Annotated in this window: 17 protein-coding genes; 4 read left to right on the top strand and 13 right to left on the bottom strand. The window is 54.9% G+C overall.

Annotated elements, in window-relative coordinates:
* Nucleotides 1-76: 76 nt before the first annotated feature.
* Nucleotides 77-1,270, bottom strand: coding sequence for an ADP-forming succinate--CoA ligase subunit beta (sucC, locus tag VF639_RS15240; RefSeq protein WP_331146782.1), 1,194 nt, complete (start codon nt 1,268-1,270; stop codon nt 77-79).
* A 206-nt stretch (nt 1,271-1,476) separates the two neighbouring features.
* Nucleotides 1,477-2,610 (bottom strand): glycoside hydrolase family 113, encoded by a 1,134-nt coding sequence (locus VF639_RS15235; protein ID WP_331146781.1) that lies wholly within the window; start codon nt 2,608-2,610, stop codon nt 1,477-1,479.
* Between the two features lie 191 nt (nt 2,611-2,801).
* Between VF639_RS15235 and VF639_RS15230 the strand changes: the two genes are divergently transcribed.
* Together VF639_RS15230 and VF639_RS15225 are read left to right on the top strand one after the other, a co-directional pair.
* Complete coding sequence (locus tag VF639_RS15230; RefSeq protein ID WP_331146780.1) at nt 2,802-3,464, top strand: ABC transporter ATP-binding protein; 663 nt, start codon at nt 2,802-2,804, stop codon at nt 3,462-3,464.
* 774 nt (nt 3,465-4,238) lie between these two features.
* The gene (locus VF639_RS15225; RefSeq protein ID WP_331146779.1) at nt 4,239-5,042 is read left to right on the top strand and encodes a hypothetical protein; all 804 of its coding nucleotides are present in this window, start codon (nt 4,239-4,241) and stop codon (nt 5,040-5,042) included.
* 250 nt (nt 5,043-5,292) lie between these two features.
* Here the strand turns inward: VF639_RS15225 and VF639_RS15220 are convergent, their stop codons facing one another.
* Nucleotides 5,293-5,859: a hypothetical protein gene (locus VF639_RS15220; protein WP_331146778.1), complete on the bottom strand. Its 567-nt coding sequence runs from the start codon at nt 5,857-5,859 to the stop codon at nt 5,293-5,295.
* Between the two features lie 394 nt (nt 5,860-6,253).
* Between VF639_RS15220 and VF639_RS15215 the strand changes: the two genes are divergently transcribed.
* Complete coding sequence (locus tag VF639_RS15215) at nt 6,254-8,173, top strand: RecQ family ATP-dependent DNA helicase (RefSeq protein WP_331146777.1); 1,920 nt, start codon at nt 6,254-6,256, stop codon at nt 8,171-8,173.
* Between the two features lie 93 nt (nt 8,174-8,266).
* On the opposite strand, the gene VF639_RS15210 is transcribed toward VF639_RS15215, so the two are convergent.
* The 9 genes from VF639_RS15210 to VF639_RS15170 form a co-directional block, all read right to left on the bottom strand.
* The gene (locus VF639_RS15210; protein WP_331146776.1) at nt 8,267-8,947 is read right to left on the bottom strand and encodes a type 1 glutamine amidotransferase domain-containing protein; all 681 of its coding nucleotides are present in this window, start codon (nt 8,945-8,947) and stop codon (nt 8,267-8,269) included.
* Between the two features lie 49 nt (nt 8,948-8,996).
* Nucleotides 8,997-9,317 (bottom strand): putative quinol monooxygenase, encoded by a 321-nt coding sequence (locus VF639_RS15205; RefSeq protein ID WP_331146775.1) that lies wholly within the window; start codon nt 9,315-9,317, stop codon nt 8,997-8,999.
* A 79-nt stretch (nt 9,318-9,396) separates the two neighbouring features.
* Nucleotides 9,397-10,395, bottom strand: a complete 999-nt coding sequence (locus VF639_RS15200) for an NADP-dependent oxidoreductase (protein WP_331146774.1) — start codon at nt 10,393-10,395, stop codon at nt 9,397-9,399.
* Between the two features lie 148 nt (nt 10,396-10,543).
* A complete protein-coding gene (locus VF639_RS15195) occupies nt 10,544-10,981 on the bottom strand; it encodes an organic hydroperoxide resistance protein (RefSeq protein WP_331146773.1) in 438 nt (145 codons plus the stop codon).
* A gap of 37 nt (nt 10,982-11,018) precedes the next feature.
* Nucleotides 11,019-11,471: a MarR family winged helix-turn-helix transcriptional regulator gene (locus VF639_RS15190; protein ID WP_331146772.1), complete on the bottom strand. Its 453-nt coding sequence runs from the start codon at nt 11,469-11,471 to the stop codon at nt 11,019-11,021.
* Nucleotides 11,472-11,663: 192 nt separating this feature from the next.
* Nucleotides 11,664-11,963: a rhodanese-like domain-containing protein gene (locus VF639_RS15185; protein ID WP_331146771.1), complete on the bottom strand. Its 300-nt coding sequence runs from the start codon at nt 11,961-11,963 to the stop codon at nt 11,664-11,666.
* Nucleotides 11,964-12,063: 100 nt separating this feature from the next.
* Entirely contained in the window at nt 12,064-13,965 is a 1,902-nt protein-coding gene (locus VF639_RS15180) for a T9SS type A sorting domain-containing protein (protein ID WP_331146770.1), read from the bottom strand.
* A gap of 211 nt (nt 13,966-14,176) precedes the next feature.
* Nucleotides 14,177-14,953 (bottom strand): PASTA domain-containing protein, encoded by a 777-nt coding sequence (locus tag VF639_RS15175; protein WP_331146769.1) that lies wholly within the window; start codon nt 14,951-14,953, stop codon nt 14,177-14,179.
* A gap of 82 nt (nt 14,954-15,035) precedes the next feature.
* On the bottom strand, nt 15,036-17,819 hold the full coding sequence (locus tag VF639_RS15170; RefSeq protein WP_331146768.1) for a D-alanine--D-alanine ligase family protein: 2,784 nt from the start codon (nt 17,817-17,819) through the stop codon (nt 15,036-15,038).
* Nucleotides 17,820-17,982: 163 nt separating this feature from the next.
* Between VF639_RS15170 and VF639_RS15165 the strand changes: the two genes are divergently transcribed.
* On the top strand, nt 17,983-19,167 hold the full coding sequence (locus VF639_RS15165; RefSeq protein ID WP_331146767.1) for a phosphoglycerate kinase: 1,185 nt from the start codon (nt 17,983-17,985) through the stop codon (nt 19,165-19,167).
* Nucleotides 19,168-19,256: 89 nt separating this feature from the next.
* On the opposite strand, the gene VF639_RS15160 is transcribed toward VF639_RS15165, so the two are convergent.
* The gene (locus VF639_RS15160) at nt 19,257-19,898 is read right to left on the bottom strand and encodes a hypothetical protein (RefSeq protein ID WP_331146766.1); all 642 of its coding nucleotides are present in this window, start codon (nt 19,896-19,898) and stop codon (nt 19,257-19,259) included.
* Between the last annotated feature and the right edge of the window lie 44 nt (nt 19,899-19,942).

Genomic DNA, 19,942 nt, shown 5'->3' with positions numbered 1-19,942 from the left:
AGCCATTGAATGGCTTTACTCGGACTCCTTCTTCGTCGGAATGACAGTTTAAGGCTTAGAAGTTTAACCCTATTGCTTACATCGCCAGTACTTCCTTTACGCGCTCAGCGGCATCTTTCAGCAGTACGGCCGAGTATACTTTCAGGCCCGACTCGTCGATGATGCGGGCGCCCTCTTCGGCATTGGTGCCTTGCAGACGCACGATGATCGGCACCTTGATGTCGCCGATGTTCTTGTAGGCTTCTACCACACCATTTGCCACCCGGTCGCAGCGCACGATGCCGCCGAAGATGTTGATGAGGATGGCTTTCACGTTCGGGTCCTTCAGGATAATGCGGAAACCGGCTTCAACAGTTTGGGCATTGGCTCCACCTCCTACGTCGAGGAAGTTGGCCGGCTCGCCACCGCTTAGCTTGATGATGTCCATGGTGGCCATGGCCAAGCCCGCACCGTTTACCATGCAGCCTACGTTGCCATCGAGCTTCACGTAGTTCAGGTTCGAGGCCGAGGCTTCTACTTCCAAGGGGTCTTCCTCGTTGGTGTCGCGCAGGGCCGAGAAATCGGGGTGGCGGTAGAGGGCGTTTTCGTCCAGGGTTACCTTGGCGTCAACGGCTAGGATTTTGTTGTCCGATGTTTTCAGCACCGGGTTGATTTCGAACATGGCCGAATCGGTGTCGTCGTAGGCTTTGTAGAGAGCCGTCACGAACTTCACCATTTCCTTCTGAGCCGGGCCGGTCAGACCGAGGTTGAAGGCAATTTTGGCTGCCTGGAACGGGCGCAAACCAACGCGGGGGTCGATATGCTCGCGGTGGATTTTCTCGGGGTGCGCTTCGGCAACCTCCTCGATGTCCATGCCACCCTCGGTGGTGTAGATGATAACGTTTTTGCCGGTGCCGCGGTCTAGCAACACGCTCATGTAGTACTCTTTGGTTTCCGACTCGCCGGGGTAGTAGACGTCCTGAGCTACGAGTACTTTGTGGACTTTGCGGCCTTCGGCGCCGGTTTGCTTGGTCACGAGCTGCATGCCGATAATCTGGTCGGCAATTTCTTTCACCTGATCTAGGTTTTTGGCCAGCTTCACGCCGCCCCCTTTGCCGCGGCCGCCCGCGTGAATTTGGGCTTTGATTACGTACCAGCTAGTGCCAGTATCCGCGGTTAGCTTTTTAGCGGCGGCCACTGCTTGGTCGGCGGTGTCGGCTACTATGCCTTCCTGCACGCGTACACCGTAGCGCTTCAGAATGTCTTTGCCCTGATACTCGTGAATGTTCATGGAGGTCAGTTATGGAGGTGGTTCGATAAGTGCACGAAAGTAGGTAGAAAGAAGTTGATTGTTGAATGGCTGAGTGTTGATAGTTGGCTTGTTGGGTGTTGATTGCTGTATTGTTGATGGTTATATACTTGATTCCCGGATTACTTGGAAGCCCCTGTACAGTCAGCCTTCAACAATCAACAACTATCCATCAGCAATTCAACAAGTCACTTTCCATACCACTGCGCCATTACCTGTTCGGCGGGTTTGTGTTGGGGCGTGAAGTCGAGGTGGCGGTGGGCCGGGCCATCGGGTTGCAGGCCGGGGTACCACTTCCAGATAAAAGTGCCCTGGAACCAAGGCTGTCGCCAAAAAGTCTCGAACATGGCCTCGTAACAGACGCGCTGCGTTTGCTCGTCGAGCTCGGTAAACACGGCGGTTCGGTCGGGCCAGGCCCAAGGCTCAATGGCCGCGTCGGGGGTGGTTTTGTAGCCGACTTCTGTGAATAGCACGGGCTTTTTGTAGCGCTTCTGTATGGCTTCGAGGCGGCGGAGCGGCTTTTTCCAGGAGGCCAGCAAAGTAGCTTTGGTGGGGCGGGTGGTGGCGCTGAGCGGAAAATACGCCTGAACACCGATATAGTCGAGGGCATCCCAAAAACGGATCTGCTCGAATTCCCCACTCCAGTTGGCGGCGTACGTGAGCGGACCGTGGTAGACGTTGCGCACTTTCCCTATGAGGGTCCGCCACTCCACTTCGTGGCCCACACTGGCGTGCTGCAGTTCGGTGCCGATGCAGAGGGCATCCATGTTGCTGCTCTCGGCTAACCGGGCGTAGTGCAGCAGGAAAACCGAGTAGCTGGCAAACCAGGTTTGCCAGTCGGCGGCGGTGGTCATGTTGATGTCGCCGGGCCAGGAGCCGCTGCCGCCGCGCAGCCACAGGTGCGGCTTGAGCATGGTACGAATGCCGTGTTGCCGGGCTGCTTTGGTTGTTTGGATGAGGCCTCGGTCACTCTCGCCCCAATGGCCGCGGTAGCCGGCGCCCGTGTGCAGGCGCACCTCGGGCGTGGTTGCTCCGGCTTGCCAGCCAAAAGGGGTTTGCGCCATCCACGTAACGCCCAAACGAACAAGCGGCTCCAGATTCATACTGGCAACGGAGTCGGCGGCCACCCAATTAACGCCCCGCATGCGGTTGTCGGTCAAACGAGCATTTGCTAAGCGAGTAGTGCTAACCGGCACAACTGCGGCAGGCACTTGCCGGGGCCAGTGCCACCACAGCGCGGCCAACGCCATAGGGGTGGCTAGAAGCACCAGGGGTATCCACCAAAACCGGCGCGCAGATGCAAAGGATAGCGTAGTTGGCATAGTACTTAACAGGCAGCGAAATAGGCAGCGAATAAAGCAAGTAGCAGAAAACCAGTAGCAACCGCGATATCCTTAGTCACTTGGACAGCGTAGGGACTCTGTAGTACCGAAATCAACGTAAGCCGCGTAATCTGCGGGGCAAACCGTAGATTTGTTTTCTATACCCTCGGCTCACTTTACCTGGTTCCGTTTTGCTGCAAGCTATCAACGTTCGAAAGAAATATAATACACTGGAAGTCCTCAAGGGCATTGATTTGACGATCGAGAAATCGGAGATAGTATCGATAGTAGGTTCCTCGGGCGCCGGCAAAAGCACCTTGCTGCACATTCTTGGCACCCTCGACAACCCTGACTCCGGGGAGGTGCTTTTCGATGGCGAATCGGTTAGCACGCTCAAGCGCTCAGATCTGGCCCGGTTTCGTAATCAACATATCGGCTTCATCTTTCAGTTTCATAATCTGCTGCCCGAGTTTACGGCCCTCGAAAACGTGTGCCTGCCCGCGTATTTGGCGGGCCGCTCGGAAACCGAAACCCGGGTGCGCGCCCGCGAATTGCTCGGCATGCTGAACCTGGAGCGCCGCGCCGACCACAAGCCTAGTGAAATGAGCGGTGGCGAGCAGCAGCGCACCGCCGTAGCGCGGGCGCTCATCAACTCGCCCGAAATTATCTTCGCCGACGAGCCTAGCGGCAACCTCGATTCGCAGAACGCGCAGGAGCTACACCAGATATTTTTCCTGTTGCGCAAAGAGCTAGGTCAAACCTTCGTTATTGTGACCCACAACGACCAACTAGCTGAAATGGCCGACCGGAAGATCACCATGAAAGACGGGCTCATTTGGGAGGGAAACACTTGATTTACAACCTACAGTTCAGGTTGCACGTATAAGCTCGTATCTGGAAGCCTATTCCAGATGCCTAGCATAGAAGTTCGACATTGGTCATGCGTCCGGCCGACCCGGATCATGCTTGTAACCCGCTCCCTCGTTTTCCGGAAACGAAGGAGCGGGTTTTCTTATGTCCGCATTTTGGTGGTTTGTGCAAGCCTCAGAGACTGTGAAGCTGCTTAGGTATTTGCTTGACCATCCTGCTTGATCTGGCGCCCGCGCAGCCGGAGGCGGAGCGAAGCATCTTGCTAGGGTGGTAAACCCAACAAAGCGAGCGAGATGCTTCGACAAGCGGACGCCAGATCAAGTAGGATGGCATGAGGCGTTTAGCGGACTTCCTAAACAGCTTCTATAACACTGAATCTGCATTTCATGCCTCGGTGCTAAGGCTAAGGTTGAACGACTGATAGGGCGCCGGGGTAATGGGGACACTTGAACCAGCTTGTTACGTTAACCTAAGTGTTGTGCTAATTCAAGGATACGCGAAGAGCAGGTTTTGCGCCACAGCCTTGAACTAGCACCTCTCATCAAGGCTCGAAAGACGAACAAAGCAGGCGTCTTACTGCCGGCAATGACTAAAAATGTTAGTTCACTAAAGAACCTGAAAAATGCCTTTGTAAGTACTTGATATACAGGAATAAAATTTGCAAAAAAATATATATCTTTTTGCACCTTTTCGTATCTTGTGGCGTTAACACATCAGAACACAATCACGGTATTACAGGACATAAAAGAACAGACGCCATGAGCGAAGCAACCAAGACCATCAAAGAGCCGATACGCAAGAATAAAGTGGAGAGCTACGATATCTCGCGCTCCGACGAGACGTTGCACTTGGCTACTGATCTGGCCAAGTTCATCAAGGAAAATAAGCTGACCACCACGGTGCAAGGCAAAGAGTTTGTGAACGTGGAAGGCTGGCAATATGCTGGTTCGCGCTTAGGCATCGTGCCTATCGTTGACCATGTCATCAACGTTTCCAACGACCAGGAGCTGAAGTATCAAGCCAAGGTGACGCTGTTCGACATGCGTTCGGGGCAGACGGTCGGGGCGGGCTTCGCTATCTGCTCGAGCAAAGAGCAGGGCAAGAAGTTCTACCAGGAGTTTGCCATTATGAGCATGGCGCAGACCCGCGCTATTGGCAAAGCCTACCGCAACATCCTCGCTTGGATTATCCGGGCTGCTGGCTACGAGCCTACACCTGCCGAGGAAATGGAGTACGGTGGCAACACGCCTGCTGCTGCCCAGCCTGCCATGACTATAGTGCCTGCTGCCGCTACTCCCGCGCCCGCTGCTGAAGCTGCTGCACCTATGAAGGCCGTAGTAGCCGAGCCAGCTGCTGAGGCTGCAGCTCCCGTGGCGTATGCATCGGCTGCGCAGAAGGAAGAGATTATCCGCCTGCTGAACCATCCGGTTATCACGCGCCAGGAGAAGACCAAGATGTTGCTCAACATCAACCGTCTCGACGATGAGCGTGCCACTCAGGCCATCACGAAGCTGAAGAAGGCTATCGATGATCGTGAGAACGGCCAATCGGCGGCTGCCTAATCAGGCCCCGGTATTACAAATCAAAGCCTGACTCCAGCTGGAGTCAGGCTTTTTCTTTCTACAGAAGTTACACTAAGAAGTCAGCTCTGCATCATGCCGACAGCGGGAAACATCTCGTGTATTGATGCAAGAGGGGACCACATTTGTGCGAAGCGTTGGCTGTGCTTCTCGAGGACGCTCAACTAACTTCCTGATCAGCTTGGTAATATTGATGCCCACTATTGTCAGCTTTTCTTGTGTAAGCTAATGCTTAGAACATTTGCAACAGGGAGTGAGACACCACCGAACTTGACATTGCCCTGCCCATGTCGCTCACCTGGTGCAGATATACATTACTTAAGGAGGCAACGTGGTTTTTAAGCTCTTGTTGGTTACGATAAACCAGGTTTACGGGTGGTTTCATCATAACTGGCGACTTAAACTTCACTGCGCTAAGCCAGCTATAAGCAGAGGCTACATCACCAAACATAGCCACTACCGGCGACGTGACATTGAATAGCGCGATATCGGCGCAGCATTGAACTTCCACCCCCGAGGAATACACCCACGCTACGTACTCAACGCCGGCTAGCTGCACGTGGGGTAGGTATTCACTGGCAAGCCAGCTTCCCACGTCGGGTGTGATACTGGTTACGTTCGTGTTGTCGTTGAGAATGCGGGTGCAGTTTCGAGAAAGAAAACAGCTTGCAATTTGCAAACAGCTTTCCTGAACTGAACTCAACGTAAGATCCCCGCACCAGTCCAGATACAACCAGCGGTTCTGGTTATCGTAAAATATGGACACAGCAGAGGCTTCTAACAATAGTTCTATGCTCATGATAATATGATAAAATAAGGAACAGTTAGGTGTGTACGTGGGCAGTAAGAGTGGTATTAGGTGCTTCGGAGACGGCAATATGACCTGATACAGGTCCTTGATGCTGTTCAATGATTGTAAATGTAATTATATTTATTTTATTGAACTATTATAGAAAATATAAATTTATCACCCAAAGTTAAGGTTTGTCTATTTTATTGGAAACTAGCATTTTGACTGAAAAATAAAACTATAAAGCGGTAGTATATGTCGGTTTGCTAGAAGGAAAACTAAGTAGAATGCAAATGCAGAATAGTTGTTATTCCAGGTTTTAGCTATTGTAAGTCATGTGCTGGCCCTTCCGTTTCCGAAGTGCCAGCCGTACCTTCGGGGCTTTGCTAAGCCTCTACTTACCGTGACTGCGCCCACCGACGACATTCTGCACATACTGCACCAGACGTGGGGGCATACAGTGTTTCGGCCGCTGCAGGAAGACATCATTCGGGCCGTCTTGGCTGGCCAAGATGTGCTGGCACTGTTGCCAACTGGCGGCGGCAAAAGCATTTGCTTTCAAGTGCCCGCTCTGGCCCGCGCCGGCTTATGCGTAGTTGTGTCGCCGCTGATTGCGCTGATGAAAGATCAGGTGGAGAACCTGCGCAAGCGCGGCATTAGAGCCGAAGCCGTGTATGCGGGCATGAGCCACCAGGAAATCGACCAGACGCTGGACAACTGCGTGTATGGACCCGTAAAATTCCTGTACGTATCGCCGGAACGCTTGCTGACTGACATGTTCCGGGCGCGCATTGGCAAGATGAAAGTGAGTTTGCTGGCCGTAGACGAAGCGCACTGCTTGTCACAATGGGGTTATGATTTCCGGCCGCCGTATCTGCGGATTGCCGAACTGCGCGAGTTGCTGCCGGAAGTACCCTGTATTGCGCTTACGGCTACCGCCACCGAGCATGTGCGGCAGGATATAGTGGAAAGGTTGCGGTTTCGGCCAAGCCACCAAGTATTTCAGCAGAGTTTCGCCCGGCCCAACCTGTCGTATTCGGTGCTGGCTACCGAGGACAAGCTGCGCCGGCTGCTGGAAGTGGTACGTGGGGTAGGAGTGGGCAAAACCAGCATCGTATATGCCCGTACCCGCCGCCAAACCGAAGATACGGCGGCTTACCTGCAGCAGCAGGGGCTGCGGGCCGCAGCCTACCACGCTGGTCTGCCCACCGAACAGCGCACCCGCATTCAGCAAGAGTGGATGCAAAACAAAGTGCACTGCATAGTAGCTACCAACGCCTTTGGCATGGGCATCGACAAGCCCGACGTGCGCTTAGTGGTGCACCTGGAAGCGCCCGACAATCTGGAAGCCTACTACCAGGAAGCCGGTCGTGCGGGCCGCGACGAGAAATACGCCTTTGCCGTACTGCTCGAGGGCCCAAACGATGCCGATGAGCTGCGCCGCCGCACGCAGCAAGCCCATCCGCCGCTCGATATTGTGCGCCGGGTGTACCAAGCATTGGCTAATTTTTCGCGGACGGCAGTTGGTGGGGGCGAGCTGGTGGCCTTTGATTTCGACATTCAGCAGTTTGCGGAAACCTACCGAATCAAGGCGCTGGATGCGCACAACAGCTTGCGCACACTGGCTCGCGAGGGATTTGTGCAGGTGGATGAGGCCGTCAACGAACCCGCCCGCATCTACATCCCCATCGACCATACCGACCTTTATCGGTTTCAGGTGGCCAATGCTCAGCACGATCAGCTCATTAAAAGCTTGCTGCGTTTCCACGGGGGCGAGCTGTTTGCAGGCTTCCAGCGAATTTCCGAGAACAGCCTGGCCCAGCACTTGAAACTAAGCGTAGTGGATCTGCGCAAGATGCTTCTGTTTCTGCACCGCTCAGGCATCATCCAGTACCAGCCCCGCCACGATTCGCCCCAGGCCCTGTTCACCAAGCCCCGCTTCGACGCCGATAAGCTGCCGCTAGACCAGAAGCGCCTCGCCGAGACGCGCGAATTAGCTCACCAAAAAACGGAATCAGTTATCCGGTATGCTGCCGGAGGGCAATGCCGCCAGCAGCTTCTGCTAGCTTATTTCGTTGAATTGAATGCGCCTGCCTGCCGAGTCTGCGACTTTTGCCTGGCCAAGAAAAAGGCGAAGCAGGAAGTGGTGCCCTCGGTGGCCCTCCGCGAACAGCTCCTGACGCTGCTCCGCAGTACGCCCCAGACTCCCCGCGAAGTTCTTGCCCATTTCGCCCCCGGCCAAGCCACCATCATAACCGAGCAGCTGCGGGAAATGGTGGAAATGGGAGAACTGCGCTACACACCTGATGGCCGGTTGCAGTAGCTGTTCTTTTGCATAATTGCCTGAATATGAAACAGCTCCGGCTGCCCACCATACGGGCAGCCGGAGCTGTTCATGTTTCAGCTGATGCTAGAGCTACTTACCTAGCTGCTGAAGCAACTCTTGGGCAGCTGCTTCCGATGAAGCCGGGTTTTGGCCGGTAATCAGATTGCCAGCTGTTACTACGTATGGCTGCCAATCGGCTACCTTCGAGTAATTACCACCGGCTTTCTTTAGCTCATCTTCCACCAGGAAGGGCACAATATCGGTTAGTTGAACCGCCGCTTCTTCGGTGTTGGTGAAGCCCGTAACCGACTTGCCTTCCACGAGCAAAGAGCCCGTGGGCGACTTTACGTGCCGCAAAACGCCAGGAGCGTGGCAAACGGCGGCTACCGGTTTGCCAGCCAAATACATGGCTTCTATTATCGCAATAGAGGTAGCATCTTCGGCCAAGTCCCACAGCGGACCATGACCACCAGGGTAGAAAACGGCATCGTAATCAGCGGTGGAAACACTGTCGAGCTTCACCGTGTTTGCCAACGCTTTCTGCGCGTTGGTGTCTTTCTTGAAACGCTCTGTGGCTTCGGTTTGCGCGCCAGGCTCGTCACTTTTGGGGTCTAGGGGCGGCTGCCCACCTTTAGGAGAAGCTAGCGTGAGCGTAGCGCCGGCATCTTTGAACACGTAGTAAGGCGCTGCAAATTCTTCTAGCCAGAAGCCGGTCTTTTTGCCGGTGTTGCCTAGCTGATCGTGCGAGGTTAAAACCATTAGTATGTTCATGGAGCTGAATTTTAAAAGAAAATGAAACCACCAGACAGTGCGGCTCGCACTATACCAGTGGGTGATAAAAAAAGACCTTACGCTCGGAGAGCAAAGGCACTATCTGGCTAATTACAATTTCCTCGTAGTGAGCTGTCTTACGGTGCGCTTCGAAAGCCGCCTTGTTGATGTACTGCTCGTAAAGAAAAAAGTGGCCGGGCTCTACCGGGTCTTGATGCGCGGTGTACTGCAGGTTGCCGGGCTCATGCTGCTCTACCGCCGCCACAATTTTTAACAGCAGCTGAGCTACCGTTTTTTCTTGCCCGGCTTGCGCCCGCCACTCGGCCGTTACGCAATACACATCAGCGGGCTTTGCTACTTGCTTGATCATCGAAAAATCAGGTTTAACACACCGCCGGAGCGTCATGCGTGGTAGGAACAAGTAGACTAGGTGCTGCTTTAAAAAGGGCTTACGCCACTTTAACTACAGCTTTGCCGGTGTTTTCGCCTTTAAACAAGCCTAGAAAGGCTTTCGGAATTTGGTCAAATCCTTCGGTAACAGTTTCCTCGGACTTGAGTTTGCCTTGGCTGTACCACTCAGTGAGTTGCTTGACGCCTTCCGGCCAGCGCGACAAGTAGTCGGACACGATGAAGCCTTGCAGCTTGGCGCTGGTTACGAGTAGCTTGCCTTCCGGACGTGGGCCAACGGGTACTTCGGTGGCGTTGTAGGTGGAAATCTGACCGCACAGCGCAATGCGGGCGTGCTTGTTCAGTTGGCCGTACACAGCGTCGGTGATGGCTCCGCCCACGTTGTCGAAGTAGCAGTCGATGCCATTGGGGGCGGCGGCGGCCAGGGCTTGCGCTATATCGGGCGTGGTTTTGTAGTTAATGGCTTCATCGAAGCCTAGTTCTTTTAAGTAAGCTACTTTTTCGTCGGACCCGGCTGTTCCGACGACGCGGGCGCCCTGGATTTTGGCTAGTTGCCCCACTATCAAGCCCACGGCCCCGGCCGCCCCGGATACCACAACGGTTTCGTCGGCTTTGGGCTGGCAAATGTCGAGAAGCCCGAAATAGGCCGTCAGGCCGGGCATGCCGAGCAATCCGAGAAAGTAGCTAATGGGGGCTTTGTCGGTGGGCACCTGGTTTACGGCCGCGGCATCAACCACATTGTATTCTTGCCAGGCTAAGTTACCAACTACTATGCTGCCCACGGATAGCTTCTCGCTCTGGCTTTCCACTACTTCCGCCACAACGCCGCCCGCCAGGGGCTGGCCCACTTCAAACGGTGGTATATACGATTTAGCGTCGCTCATGCGGCCGCGCATGTACGGGTCAACTGAAACGTAGCGGGTCTTGAGCAACACCTGGCCGGTGGCAGGCGCAGGTACTTCGCGCGTCTCAAACCGAAACTGTTCGGTCGTAGGCTCACCTTGGGGGCGGCTAGCCAGTAGGATGCTTTGCGTTTTCATGAAAGCGGAAGGGATAAGTAAACAAAAAGCCACCCTGCGTGCGGTAGGCCTTTGGTAGGTAAGCTACTGATCTACCTCGGCAGTAGACAGTACGTAACCTAGCTCAAAGGTTTCGACGCACGCAGGATGACCTGCTGTTAAAAGAGAATTAAGCGGCTTCGGTGGTGGTCGTGAGGTTCACCTCAATGTTGCCGCGGGTAGCCCGCGAGTAAGGGCAGATACCGTGAGCAGCTTGCACCAGTTCTTCGGCTTTGCTTTGCTCAACGCCTGGAATGTTGATGTGTAAGTCGGCCGAAATGCCGTAGCCCCCGTCCTCTGCCTTCCCAAATCCAATAAGCGCCTCGACCGTTACGCCTTCCAGCTTCACACTTGCCTGGCGAGCGGCAACGCCCAATGCGCCTTCAAAGCAAGATGCATACGCGGCGGCAAAAAGCTGCTCGGGGTTGGTGGTGCCTTGCTTGCCGGGGCCACCCATCTCCTTCGGGGTGCTCAAACCTAAATCGAGCACTTGGTTCTCGGAAGAAATATGGCCGTCGCGGCCACCTTTGGCTTTGGCTTGCGCCGTGAAAACTTTTTCGATTTTCATAAAACGAGGAACAGGGAAAGTGAAAAATCTCAGCGGTTTATGTTAGCTGAGCAAGTAAGTGCGTGAGTTGAGTGCGTAGCGCACTGATTTCAGTTGGTGACATGTCCAGCTTCTCGAGCAGCTGCTCTGGTACGCGGCAGGCTTGCGTTTGTAAAGCCTGCCCCGCTGGCGTCAGCCCAATAATAACCGAACGCTCGTCGTCGGGGTCGCGGCGGCGGCTGACCCATTGCTTTTGCTCCATGCGCTTGAGCAAGGGCGTGAGCGTACCCGAGTCGAGCATCAGCTTTTCGCCCAGCTCTTTCACCGTCAGTTGTTCATGCTCCCAAAGCAACATAAACACCAGATACTGCGGGTAAGTGAGGTCGAGCGCCAGCAGGAATGGCTGATAGGCCTTGGTCAGCATTCGCGAAGCCGCATAAAGCGGGAAGCAAAGCTGATTGTCCAGCTTGAGCAAATCGATTTCAACTTTAGGTTCAAGAGAAGAATCCATAAGCGTTGGCAAATTAACTAACTTCAGTTGTGCAATGTTTAATTGTATACAACTAAATACTGGAGATAAGTTGCAACTCCTTAGTAACCATTAAGAAATAATTGTTGACCACCCAGCAAATCGCCTTTATAAGCAAGAGAGGGCGTTTGGTCTAGCCAAGCGCCCTCTCTTACCTAAAATATACAAAGCAGACTAGCCTTGCTGATATGCCTGGAAGCCGCCGATTAGGTTGCGCACATTGGTGAAACCTTGTTGAGTGAGGAAGGCCTTGGCCGAAGAGGAGCGCCCACCGCCCTTGCAATGCACAATAATTTCCTGGTCTTTTAGGTTTTCCAACTCATCCAGCTTCTGCGGCAAGGTACCGAGCGGAATATTCTGACTGCTTTCTATGCGGGCTTCTTCGTTTTCCCAAGTCTCGCGCACGTCGATTATGGTGAGCTGCTCACCAGCGGCTTGGCGCTCTTTCAGCTCGGCAGGGGTGATATCAGGCATTGAATTAGTACTATTAGTGGAGTGGAAGGAAGGCTTACTAGCAACAAAGGTGTTGAAAACACACCGAATCTGCTATCCAGCTCCTGACTTTCCATTGTCGCTACTTTGTCAGCACCAGGCGCTTGGTTACCGTAAGTTTGTCAGCTAGTGTGAGTTGCACCAAATACACCCCGGCCGGAAGGGCGCTTAAATCTAAGTTGGGCTGGCCCATTTCACGAGTAGGCTGCTGCCAAACTACGCGCCCTAGCGCATCAAGTACCGCGGCCTGCGCATAGCGACCCTGGACCCGCACCTGCCCGTTGGGGTTAGGGTTGGGGTAGAGGCTGTAAGACGCTGCCACCGATGCCGGCGCTACTGCCAACACGTTGTTGGTGAGTACCGGCCGTAGCATCAAGGTCCCGGCTCGGGAGGGGGCGGACGTAGGCTCCGACCAGCCTGGGGTAAACTGCCAAAAGGTACCCGCTGCAACGGGCGTGTTCAAATCAAAGCCAAATGGAATTGTGTTTGTGGGTAGCATGCCGGTTGGCCCGTGGCCATAGCCAGCGTAGAATCGACCGCTTACGGGCACGGGCGCTGAAAACGGTACTTCCAGAAAGGTTTGGCCCGCCGGCAAAGATGCTGGAACCGTAACGGTCTGGCTAGCTTTTACCATGGCCATTGGCTGGCCGTTGACCATAGGGTCAGCATCCCAGATATTGACCGTGATTTGACGTCCGGCAGCCTGCGGATAAACCGGGCGAATCCGAATGCTGCGCACCTGATCTGGCCGGTTCACCTCAAAGCGCAACGCATAGTAGCGGTTGCCCGGCTGGTCGAATGCCGGGATGCTGAGGTTGGCTTCGGCCGTACCATCGTCGTAGGCGTAGTAGTCGCTGAGCTCAGATTGGCGGGTAATAGTGTCGTTGGGCAGCGTGAGCGGATTTACTTCGTTGCTAACCACTACTACGCGGTGGCGAATAACTTTAGGCTCGGGGGTGTTGGGCAGCGTTACGGAAGCCAGGTTGCCTTCTACCCGGACCTGTTGCTGATTGCTGATCAAGGTATTGGGGGCGGTAGTAGGGAAGGTTGCCACCGGCCCGGCTGGCAGTATCTGCAACGAGCCCGTTGTTAAGAGCGGAGTGGGGAAACCACTTTTATCGAGGTTGTTTACGGTGGTAAACGTGGCCGGATTGAGTTGGCTGGCCGGATTGGCTGCCGCATTGAACTGCCACACGGGCATTGCCGAGCCGCGGGCCAACAAACCGCTCAGCGGCTTGCTAATGGCTACATCCTGATACAGCGTATCGACCACGGTACGGGGCGGGGTAGGTTGCAGCGGCGCCAGCCGTACGTAATCGATGCTCCAGTTGTCTTCGTTGGTGGCCACGTTGCCGGTGGCCCGGAACCGGAACTGGAAGTTGCCGTGCAGGTACTGAGGTTGCGTAACAGCAATAAACTTTTGGCGGAACGCCGTCCGGTCGCCGGTGCTTCGTTCTAGCCACACCTGCCGCCAAACGCCGGTGTTGTCCTTGAAATCGACTTGCAACGACACTTGCCGACTGCTGCTACTAGCATTGAGCCCTCCGCGGATATTGCCAGCTTGCCAAAAGAAGCCAAAGAAGAGTTGATCGGCGGCTGTGCGGCCGCTTAAGTCAATGGGTTGTGAGGTCAGGATGTCAAGGCCACTGTTGCCACCCAAACCATAAGTCAAGCCATCAGCGCGCAAACCGTCGAAAGTAGCTACGCCACGCGTGGGGGGCTCGAAGGCGAATCGGTTGTTTACCAGTACGCCGCCCTCTGGCAGCCAGTTCTGCTCCTTCGGTGCTCCTTCCTGCGGCGACGTGAAATCATCGAAAAACGGCAAGCTTAGTGCCTGTCCGCGCTGAGTTGTTGCCGGCTGAGTTATTGTGTAGGTAGCACGAGCCGGGTCGGAAGCAAGGGGCGCCACCTCCTGAGCGCGCCCTACCAGTGATACCAAGCCCAGCAAGAAGATAAGCGAATAGCGTAAAGATTTCAGGCTCATTATGCAGCAAAAGCTAAGGTGTCCTTTTTAAACGCATCGACATAAAAGAATATTTCGACCCGTGGGGGATATGCTAACAGTATACGTGAAACCGTACTTAACGCAGATGATAATCTAAAAAGCGGTTCAGCCAGGCCATTATTATTATATAGAAGCCAGCACTACACCGCTGCACCGTTGGAATTAGCAAGCTGCACAGCAGTGTAATTTGTTATTTCAGTGGTGCCTGACCGGCCACCCAAATATCGACGAGCTGGCCCATGCGGATGGTAGCTCCAGGGCTAGCAACCGGGCGCTGCTTTACTACGGTGCCATCGGTTTCGCCTGTTTGAGGCTCTTGGTAGAACGTTTCGCCCAGTTGTAGGCCCTGGCCTACCAACAGCGTGGTCGCTTCATCGGCAGGCATGTTGATGAGATTAGGCACCGGGAATTCCTGGTTGCCCAGGCCGTCCGCTACTTCCAGATCAATGCGCGAACCTTTGGTAATAGGCGCACCCGGCGCAATTTCTTTCCCGTTTACTAGCTGCCGCAGCACCTGGTTTTGGCGCACGTCCGGTACTTTAATCAGCTTGCCCACGGTCAGGCCGTAGCTGCTCAAAATCATCTGAGCATTTTTTTCTGACCCTTCGGTAAGCTTAGGCATCTTGATCAGCGGTGGGTTTTTCATGGCCACTGTGATATAGATCTTACGATCTTCCTTCACCCGCTCACCGGGCAGAGGATCTTGCTGGAGAACCTGGAAAGGCGGAACCCGAGAGTTGTAGCTGGAATCGTCCACAAAATAGCGCAGGTTCCGCTCGCTGAGGTAGTCGTCGAGGGCGGCTTGGCTCATACCCGTGATTTTGGGTACCACAATAGTTTCACCGTGGTTGGTGGTGAGGGGCAGATACACGAAGAAAAAGCCGAACATCAACGCCGCCGTGGCCAACGCCATAACTACTAAGTGTTTGACAAGATCAAGAGGAGTATCAGACTTAAGAAAAGACATTTTTTGGAGGAGCTAGAAGATAGAATATGGAGGGGTAAGGGTAAGGCGGGACGTAAGTGCTTTGAAACGAAGAGCTAAAGATTTAGCTCTTAACTGCTAGCCTCTCGTTGCGCTCTTTCCCAAACTCCAGAATCTGGTCGATGAACTGATAAGGGGTGTAACCAGCCAGGGCGGTTTGGTGGAAGATGCAGGTAGCGGGGGTCATACCGGGTAACGAATTTACCTCAATGATAAGTACTTCCACGGCGCCGTTTTGCCGTACCCGCACGAAAGCATCGATGCGGGCATAACCCTGAATGTTGAGCACCTCGGCTACCCGGCGCAATTCAACCTTCACTTCCTCGGAAATCCGCTGCCGCTCTACCGGGTCGGGGGCGTAGCGGGCGGGGGTGATGTTCTGACCTTCGCCAGCCAGGAATTTCTCCTCCAAACTCAACACCTCACCCGTAGCCAAGGACTCGGAAGCTTCGAAGACCTCGATTTCCAGCTCGCCGTTTGGCCCCCAATGCGTAAGCAAACCACCAGTTACTTCTAGGAAATGAGTTGCACCGTCGCGCGCTATCAACGTTTCCACCAAAAAGGCATCCTTCTGCGGGAATTCTTCTTTGAAGCCGAGTTGCAGCACGCGGGCATCGGCAGGCATCAGGTCTTCTTGGTCGCGGAAGATGAGGCGACTGAAGGCTGCCAGCTCCGCGCGGTTCTTGATCTTCTTCACGGCCGATGAACAGCCATCGTCGGCGGGCTTGGCAATGAAGGGGTAGGAAAACTGTTCTTCCAGACTCTGATAGAAAGCCTCGGGGTCGGCCGTCCACTCCAGGCGGTTGGCCATGCGGTGTTCGGCCACGCGCAAGCCTGCTTCGCGCAGCTTGCGGTTGGTTTCAAACTTGTTGATGGTGATGCTGCTGCTTTCGGCCCCCGAGCCATTGTAGGGCAGGTTGTATAACTCTAGCTGGCGCTGCAAAGCACCGTCTTCGCCGGGGCGGCCGTGCAGGGCAATGAATACCTCACTCACCGTATCAGCTAGTTCCGGAAACGTAATGCGGCGCGGCTGCTCCACAGCTTGCCCGGCGTAGGTACTGGTAATGGCCTCGGCTTCGTGGCGGATGCGGGTCAAGATCGGGTGCGTGGGGTGGCCAGCTTCGGCCAGCTCAATCTTCTCCCGAATATCGTCGGCATTGTCCTTGAGCATCACATTGATGGGCAGCACGTAGAGGCGGAATTCCTGGCTGTTGCCGGTTAAGAACACCGGCACCGGCTCATACTTCACCGACGAGCTTAGTTTCTCGTAGATATTGCGCCCGCTCTCCACCGAAATGTGCCGCTCCGATGAATAGCCGCCCATAATTACGGCCACCTTGGTACGGGTGCGCTCCTGCAACTGCCGCGACGCCACGGCCGTGTCCAGCTGGCTTAGCAAGCCGGCCAGGCGTACCGGTTGCATACCGCCGCGCCGCCGCGCCGCCAACGACGTCCGAATCAGGAAGGAAAGAAATTGAGAAGGGTTAAGCCCAATCTCTGCCGCCTGATGGAAGAAGAACGAAGCCGGCAACATCCCGGAAGTGGTGTTGGGGTCGTTGAGGAAAATTTGAGTTGCCGGCTCTTGACTAATAGTTTCTGCCGACTGCGGATTAGCTACTGGCAACTGCGAAATGAAGCCGTCCAGCCGCGCGTAGACTTGGAAGCCAAAGGTTGCGAACATCTCTTCGCACGCTTCCCGGATGCGCTGAATATCGGCTTCGGGTAGGTTGATGGGCGTGATTTTGCGCGCGAGGCCAGGGAGGTATTTCGAGCGGTAGTCGAACATTTCCTCACCTTTCACAATCTCGGTTGGCGGTAAGGCCAGAGGCTTGCCATTGGCATCTTCCACCACGATGCACGAGAATTCGCGGCCATTCACAAAGCTTTCTACCAGCACCTGCGCCTCGCCATCTACGTTGGTTAGCTGTACCGTTTCTGCGGTTTGCAGCAACTCATCTAAGGCAGTTAACAACGCCTCAGGATGATAGATTATCGAGGAGGAAGTAGGCTGTCCAGTCAATTCCTTGTTATTCCCATTTGCTTCAACCAGCACGGGCAGCCCAATGCCTTCGCGAATGTCTACTAATTGCTGCAGCCACAGAACCTTCTTTTGCTCCGATAAGCCTTGCCACTCTTGGCGGGTCACCGTTTTGCGGAACAAGCTGCGCTCTATAGCGGCAGTAAATTTTGCTACATCCGCCTCACGCAGAATGCTGACGCCGATGCTGGAGCCCTGGCGCGGAGCTTTGAAAACCAGCGGCAAGCCTAGCTCGCGCACCAAGTAGTCGAGGGTGGTGGCCGGGTCGGCGGCGTCCCATTCTTCCGTTGTTATTACGCGGAAGTTAGGTGTAGGCCGATCTAGCGCTTTGAGAAGCTTTTTCTGCGCGATTTTATCAATACCGAAGGCCGAGGGTAAGATACCGGAGCCCGAGTAGGGGATGCCGTACCATTCCAGCAGGCCTTGGATAGCGCCGTCTTCGCCGCCTGGTCCGTGGAGGGCCAGGAAGGCAAAGTCCATCAGGTCGCGCAGTTCATGGGGCTGTACGCGCCGGCCAACTTCGGCAATGATGCGGTCTTGCTCGTCGTGTGTTAGTTCGCCGAGGCTCTCCAGGTACACCTGTACGGGCAGGGTAGAAGGGGGAATGGCCGAAACCGGGGGGTAAAAGTCGCGGATGGTACCTTTGTAGATGTAGTGCCAGTCGAGCAAAATGAAGTTGCCCCGGCTGTCGACAAACACAGGAACCGCCTCGAACAAGGATTTGTCGAGGTTATCGTATACGGTGCGGCCGCCCGCAAAGGAAATTTCCCGCTCACGCGACGGGCCGCCGAAGAAGATGCCAATTTTCATAGATGCTGCAAAGGTAAGGGGATGAAGCATAAGCTATAGCTTGTGCCGGAGCCCATTCGTATCAGGATTAAGCCAAGGTTTTGTTGGTATTTATGCACAACACAAGCTCCAAAGCCAACAAAGCTTATGCTACATTCGCTCCGTCACTCACTTTTCTTCCAATATGAAAACCCTCGACCAGTACAACTTCAGTGGCAAGCGTGCCGTGGTACGCGTGGACTTCAACGTGCCGCTTGACAAGGAGTTCAACATCACCGACGACACCCGCATCCGGGCCGCGACGCCCACTATCCAGAAAATCTTGTCGGACGGAGGCTCGGTGGTGCTGCTTTCGCACCTCGGCCGTCCCAAAGGTGGTCCCGAAAACAAGTACTCGCTTGAACACATTGTAGCGCGCCTAAGCCAGGAGTACGGTACCAAGGTGCAGTTTGCCGACGATGCACTGAAGGCCGAAGAAAAAGCGCAAGCCTTGCAGCCCGGCCAGGTGCTGCTAGTTGAAAACGTGCGCTTCTACCCCGAAGAAGAGAAAGGCGACGAGAACTTTGCCGCGCAGCTAGCCAAGCTTGGCGAGGTATACGTGAACGATGCCTTCGGGGCAGCCCACCGCAAGCACGCTTCCACGGCCGTAATGGCGGCTTCGTTCGGGCCCGAAGACCGGATAGCTGGTTACCTGCTCCAGTCGGAGCTCGACAATGCGCAGAAAGTATTGGAACACGCCGAGCGGCCCTTCACGGCCATCATGGGCGGCGCCAAGATTTCCGACAAGATTCAGTTGATTGAAAAGTTGCTCGACAAGGTCGATAACCTGCTCATCGGGGGCGGTATGGCGTACACGTTTGCTAAAGCGCAAGGTGGTAGCATCGGCAATTCGCTGCTGGAAGCCGATAAGATGGATTTAGCGCTGCGCTTGATTCAGCAAGCCAAAGACAAAGGCGTAAACTTGGTGCTGCCCACCGACAGCATCATCGCCGATAAATTTGCCAACGACGCGAACATCGCCGAAGCCAGCAACCAGAGCATCCCCGACGGCTGGTTGGGCTTGGACCTCGGCCCCGAGTCACAAAAGGCTTTTGCCGACATCGTGCGGCAGTCGAAAACCATCCTCTGGAACGGCCCGATGGGTGTGTTTGAAATGAGCAACTTTGCCGCCGGCACTGCCGGCGTAGCCCGAGCCATAGCCGACGCTACCGAAGCCGGCGCCTTCAGCCTCATCGGCGGCGGCGACTCTGCCGCCGCCGTCAACCAGCTCGGCTTCTCCGACAAAGTTTCTTACATCTCCACCGGCGGCGGGGCCTTGCTCGAATACATGGAAGGCAAAGAACTCCCCGGGGTAGCCGCGCTGAACTAAGAGTGAGGTGGTAAATTTGTGAAATGGTGAGTTTGATGTTCTGTCTGCTCGATATGTGCAGTTTGAGCAGCAAATTCACCACCTCACTCTTAGTTTACATAAGGCATTTCCAGAACCTGACCCATGCTGCGCAGGGGTGGCGTATCGATCAGGCGGCCGGTAAGGCGGGTAGCCAAAATCCGGGCTTCTTTCTCACTTAGCACGTCGAGGTTGCGGAGCCAGCGGAGCCGATGTAGCTGCATTTCGATAATGCCCAACGGGTTAACGTTGGCATACTCATCGCGCAGGTACGCTTTGGTGCGGTGCTCCAGTACCCGCGCAAACTTGTCGACGGAGGCTCGTTCGGAAGGCCGGTCGGCGAGGGTGATATTGGCGCGGGCGGTGCCGAGCGTGACGTGCTGCCACCAGTTGCGTTGGGCATAGATACCGCCCGCTACCAGAACCCCACCTACTACAACGAAGCCTAGCCAAGTGGCTTCGGAAAGGGAGCCGTTGGTAGAAATAAGACGTTGGAGCAGATTGATGGAAAGCCAAAGAACAGTTAGTGGCAGCCAGGTTAGCTGCGGGGTAATCCGCCTGCGGGTTACGCGAATAGGCAGTACCTCTTCATAAGGCATTTCAAATTCCAGCACAGGACGCCCGTTGCGGTTGCGCTCGCAGACATAAAGTCCATTGGGGCGCAAGGCAAGCTGCGTGGTACCGGCCAGCAGCCGGCGCTGTTCAATAAGCATCAGGGATATTTTAATAGAGCTTAGAGGGTAGTGCTTCGTGCTTA

Source organism: Hymenobacter sp. (assembly GCF_036387835.1).
GTDB lineage: Bacteria > Bacteroidota > Bacteroidia > Cytophagales > Hymenobacteraceae > Hymenobacter.
Note: the sequence above shows the minus strand (reverse complement) of the source record. Positions and strands in the feature narration are given on the sequence as shown.

Bases quoted from the DNA above. Each gene is read 5' to 3' on its own strand.
- sucC (WP_331146782.1), bottom strand. From the start codon at position 1,270: ATGAACATTCACGAGTATCAGGGCAAAGACATTCTGAAGCGCTACGGT.
- VF639_RS15235 (WP_331146781.1), bottom strand. From the start codon at position 2,610: ATGCCAACTACGCTATCCTTTGCATCTGCGCGCCGGTTTTGGTGGATA.
- VF639_RS15225 (WP_331146779.1), top strand. From the start codon at position 4,239: ATGAGCGAAGCAACCAAGACCATCAAAGAGCCGATACGCAAGAATAAA.
- VF639_RS15220 (WP_331146778.1), bottom strand. From the start codon at position 5,859: ATGAGCATAGAACTATTGTTAGAAGCCTCTGCTGTGTCCATATTTTAC.
- VF639_RS15210 (WP_331146776.1), bottom strand. From the start codon at position 8,947: ATGAACATACTAATGGTTTTAACCTCGCACGATCAGCTAGGCAACACC.
- VF639_RS15205 (WP_331146775.1), bottom strand. From the start codon at position 9,317: ATGATCAAGCAAGTAGCAAAGCCCGCTGATGTGTATTGCGTAACGGCC.
- VF639_RS15200 (WP_331146774.1), bottom strand. From the start codon at position 10,395: ATGAAAACGCAAAGCATCCTACTGGCTAGCCGCCCCCAAGGTGAGCCT.
- VF639_RS15195 (WP_331146773.1), bottom strand. From the start codon at position 10,981: ATGAAAATCGAAAAAGTTTTCACGGCGCAAGCCAAAGCCAAAGGTGGC.
- VF639_RS15190 (WP_331146772.1), bottom strand. From the start codon at position 11,471: ATGGATTCTTCTCTTGAACCTAAAGTTGAAATCGATTTGCTCAAGCTG.
- VF639_RS15185 (WP_331146771.1), bottom strand. From the start codon at position 11,963: ATGCCTGATATCACCCCTGCCGAGCTGAAAGAGCGCCAAGCCGCTGGT.
- VF639_RS15180 (WP_331146770.1), bottom strand. From the start codon at position 13,965: ATGAGCCTGAAATCTTTACGCTATTCGCTTATCTTCTTGCTGGGCTTG.
- VF639_RS15175 (WP_331146769.1), bottom strand. From the start codon at position 14,953: ATGTCTTTTCTTAAGTCTGATACTCCTCTTGATCTTGTCAAACACTTA.
- VF639_RS15170 (WP_331146768.1), bottom strand. From the start codon at position 17,819: ATGAAAATTGGCATCTTCTTCGGCGGCCCGTCGCGTGAGCGGGAAATT.
- VF639_RS15165 (WP_331146767.1), top strand. From the start codon at position 17,983: ATGAAAACCCTCGACCAGTACAACTTCAGTGGCAAGCGTGCCGTGGTA.
- VF639_RS15160 (WP_331146766.1), bottom strand. From the start codon at position 19,898: ATGCTTATTGAACAGCGCCGGCTGCTGGCCGGTACCACGCAGCTTGCC.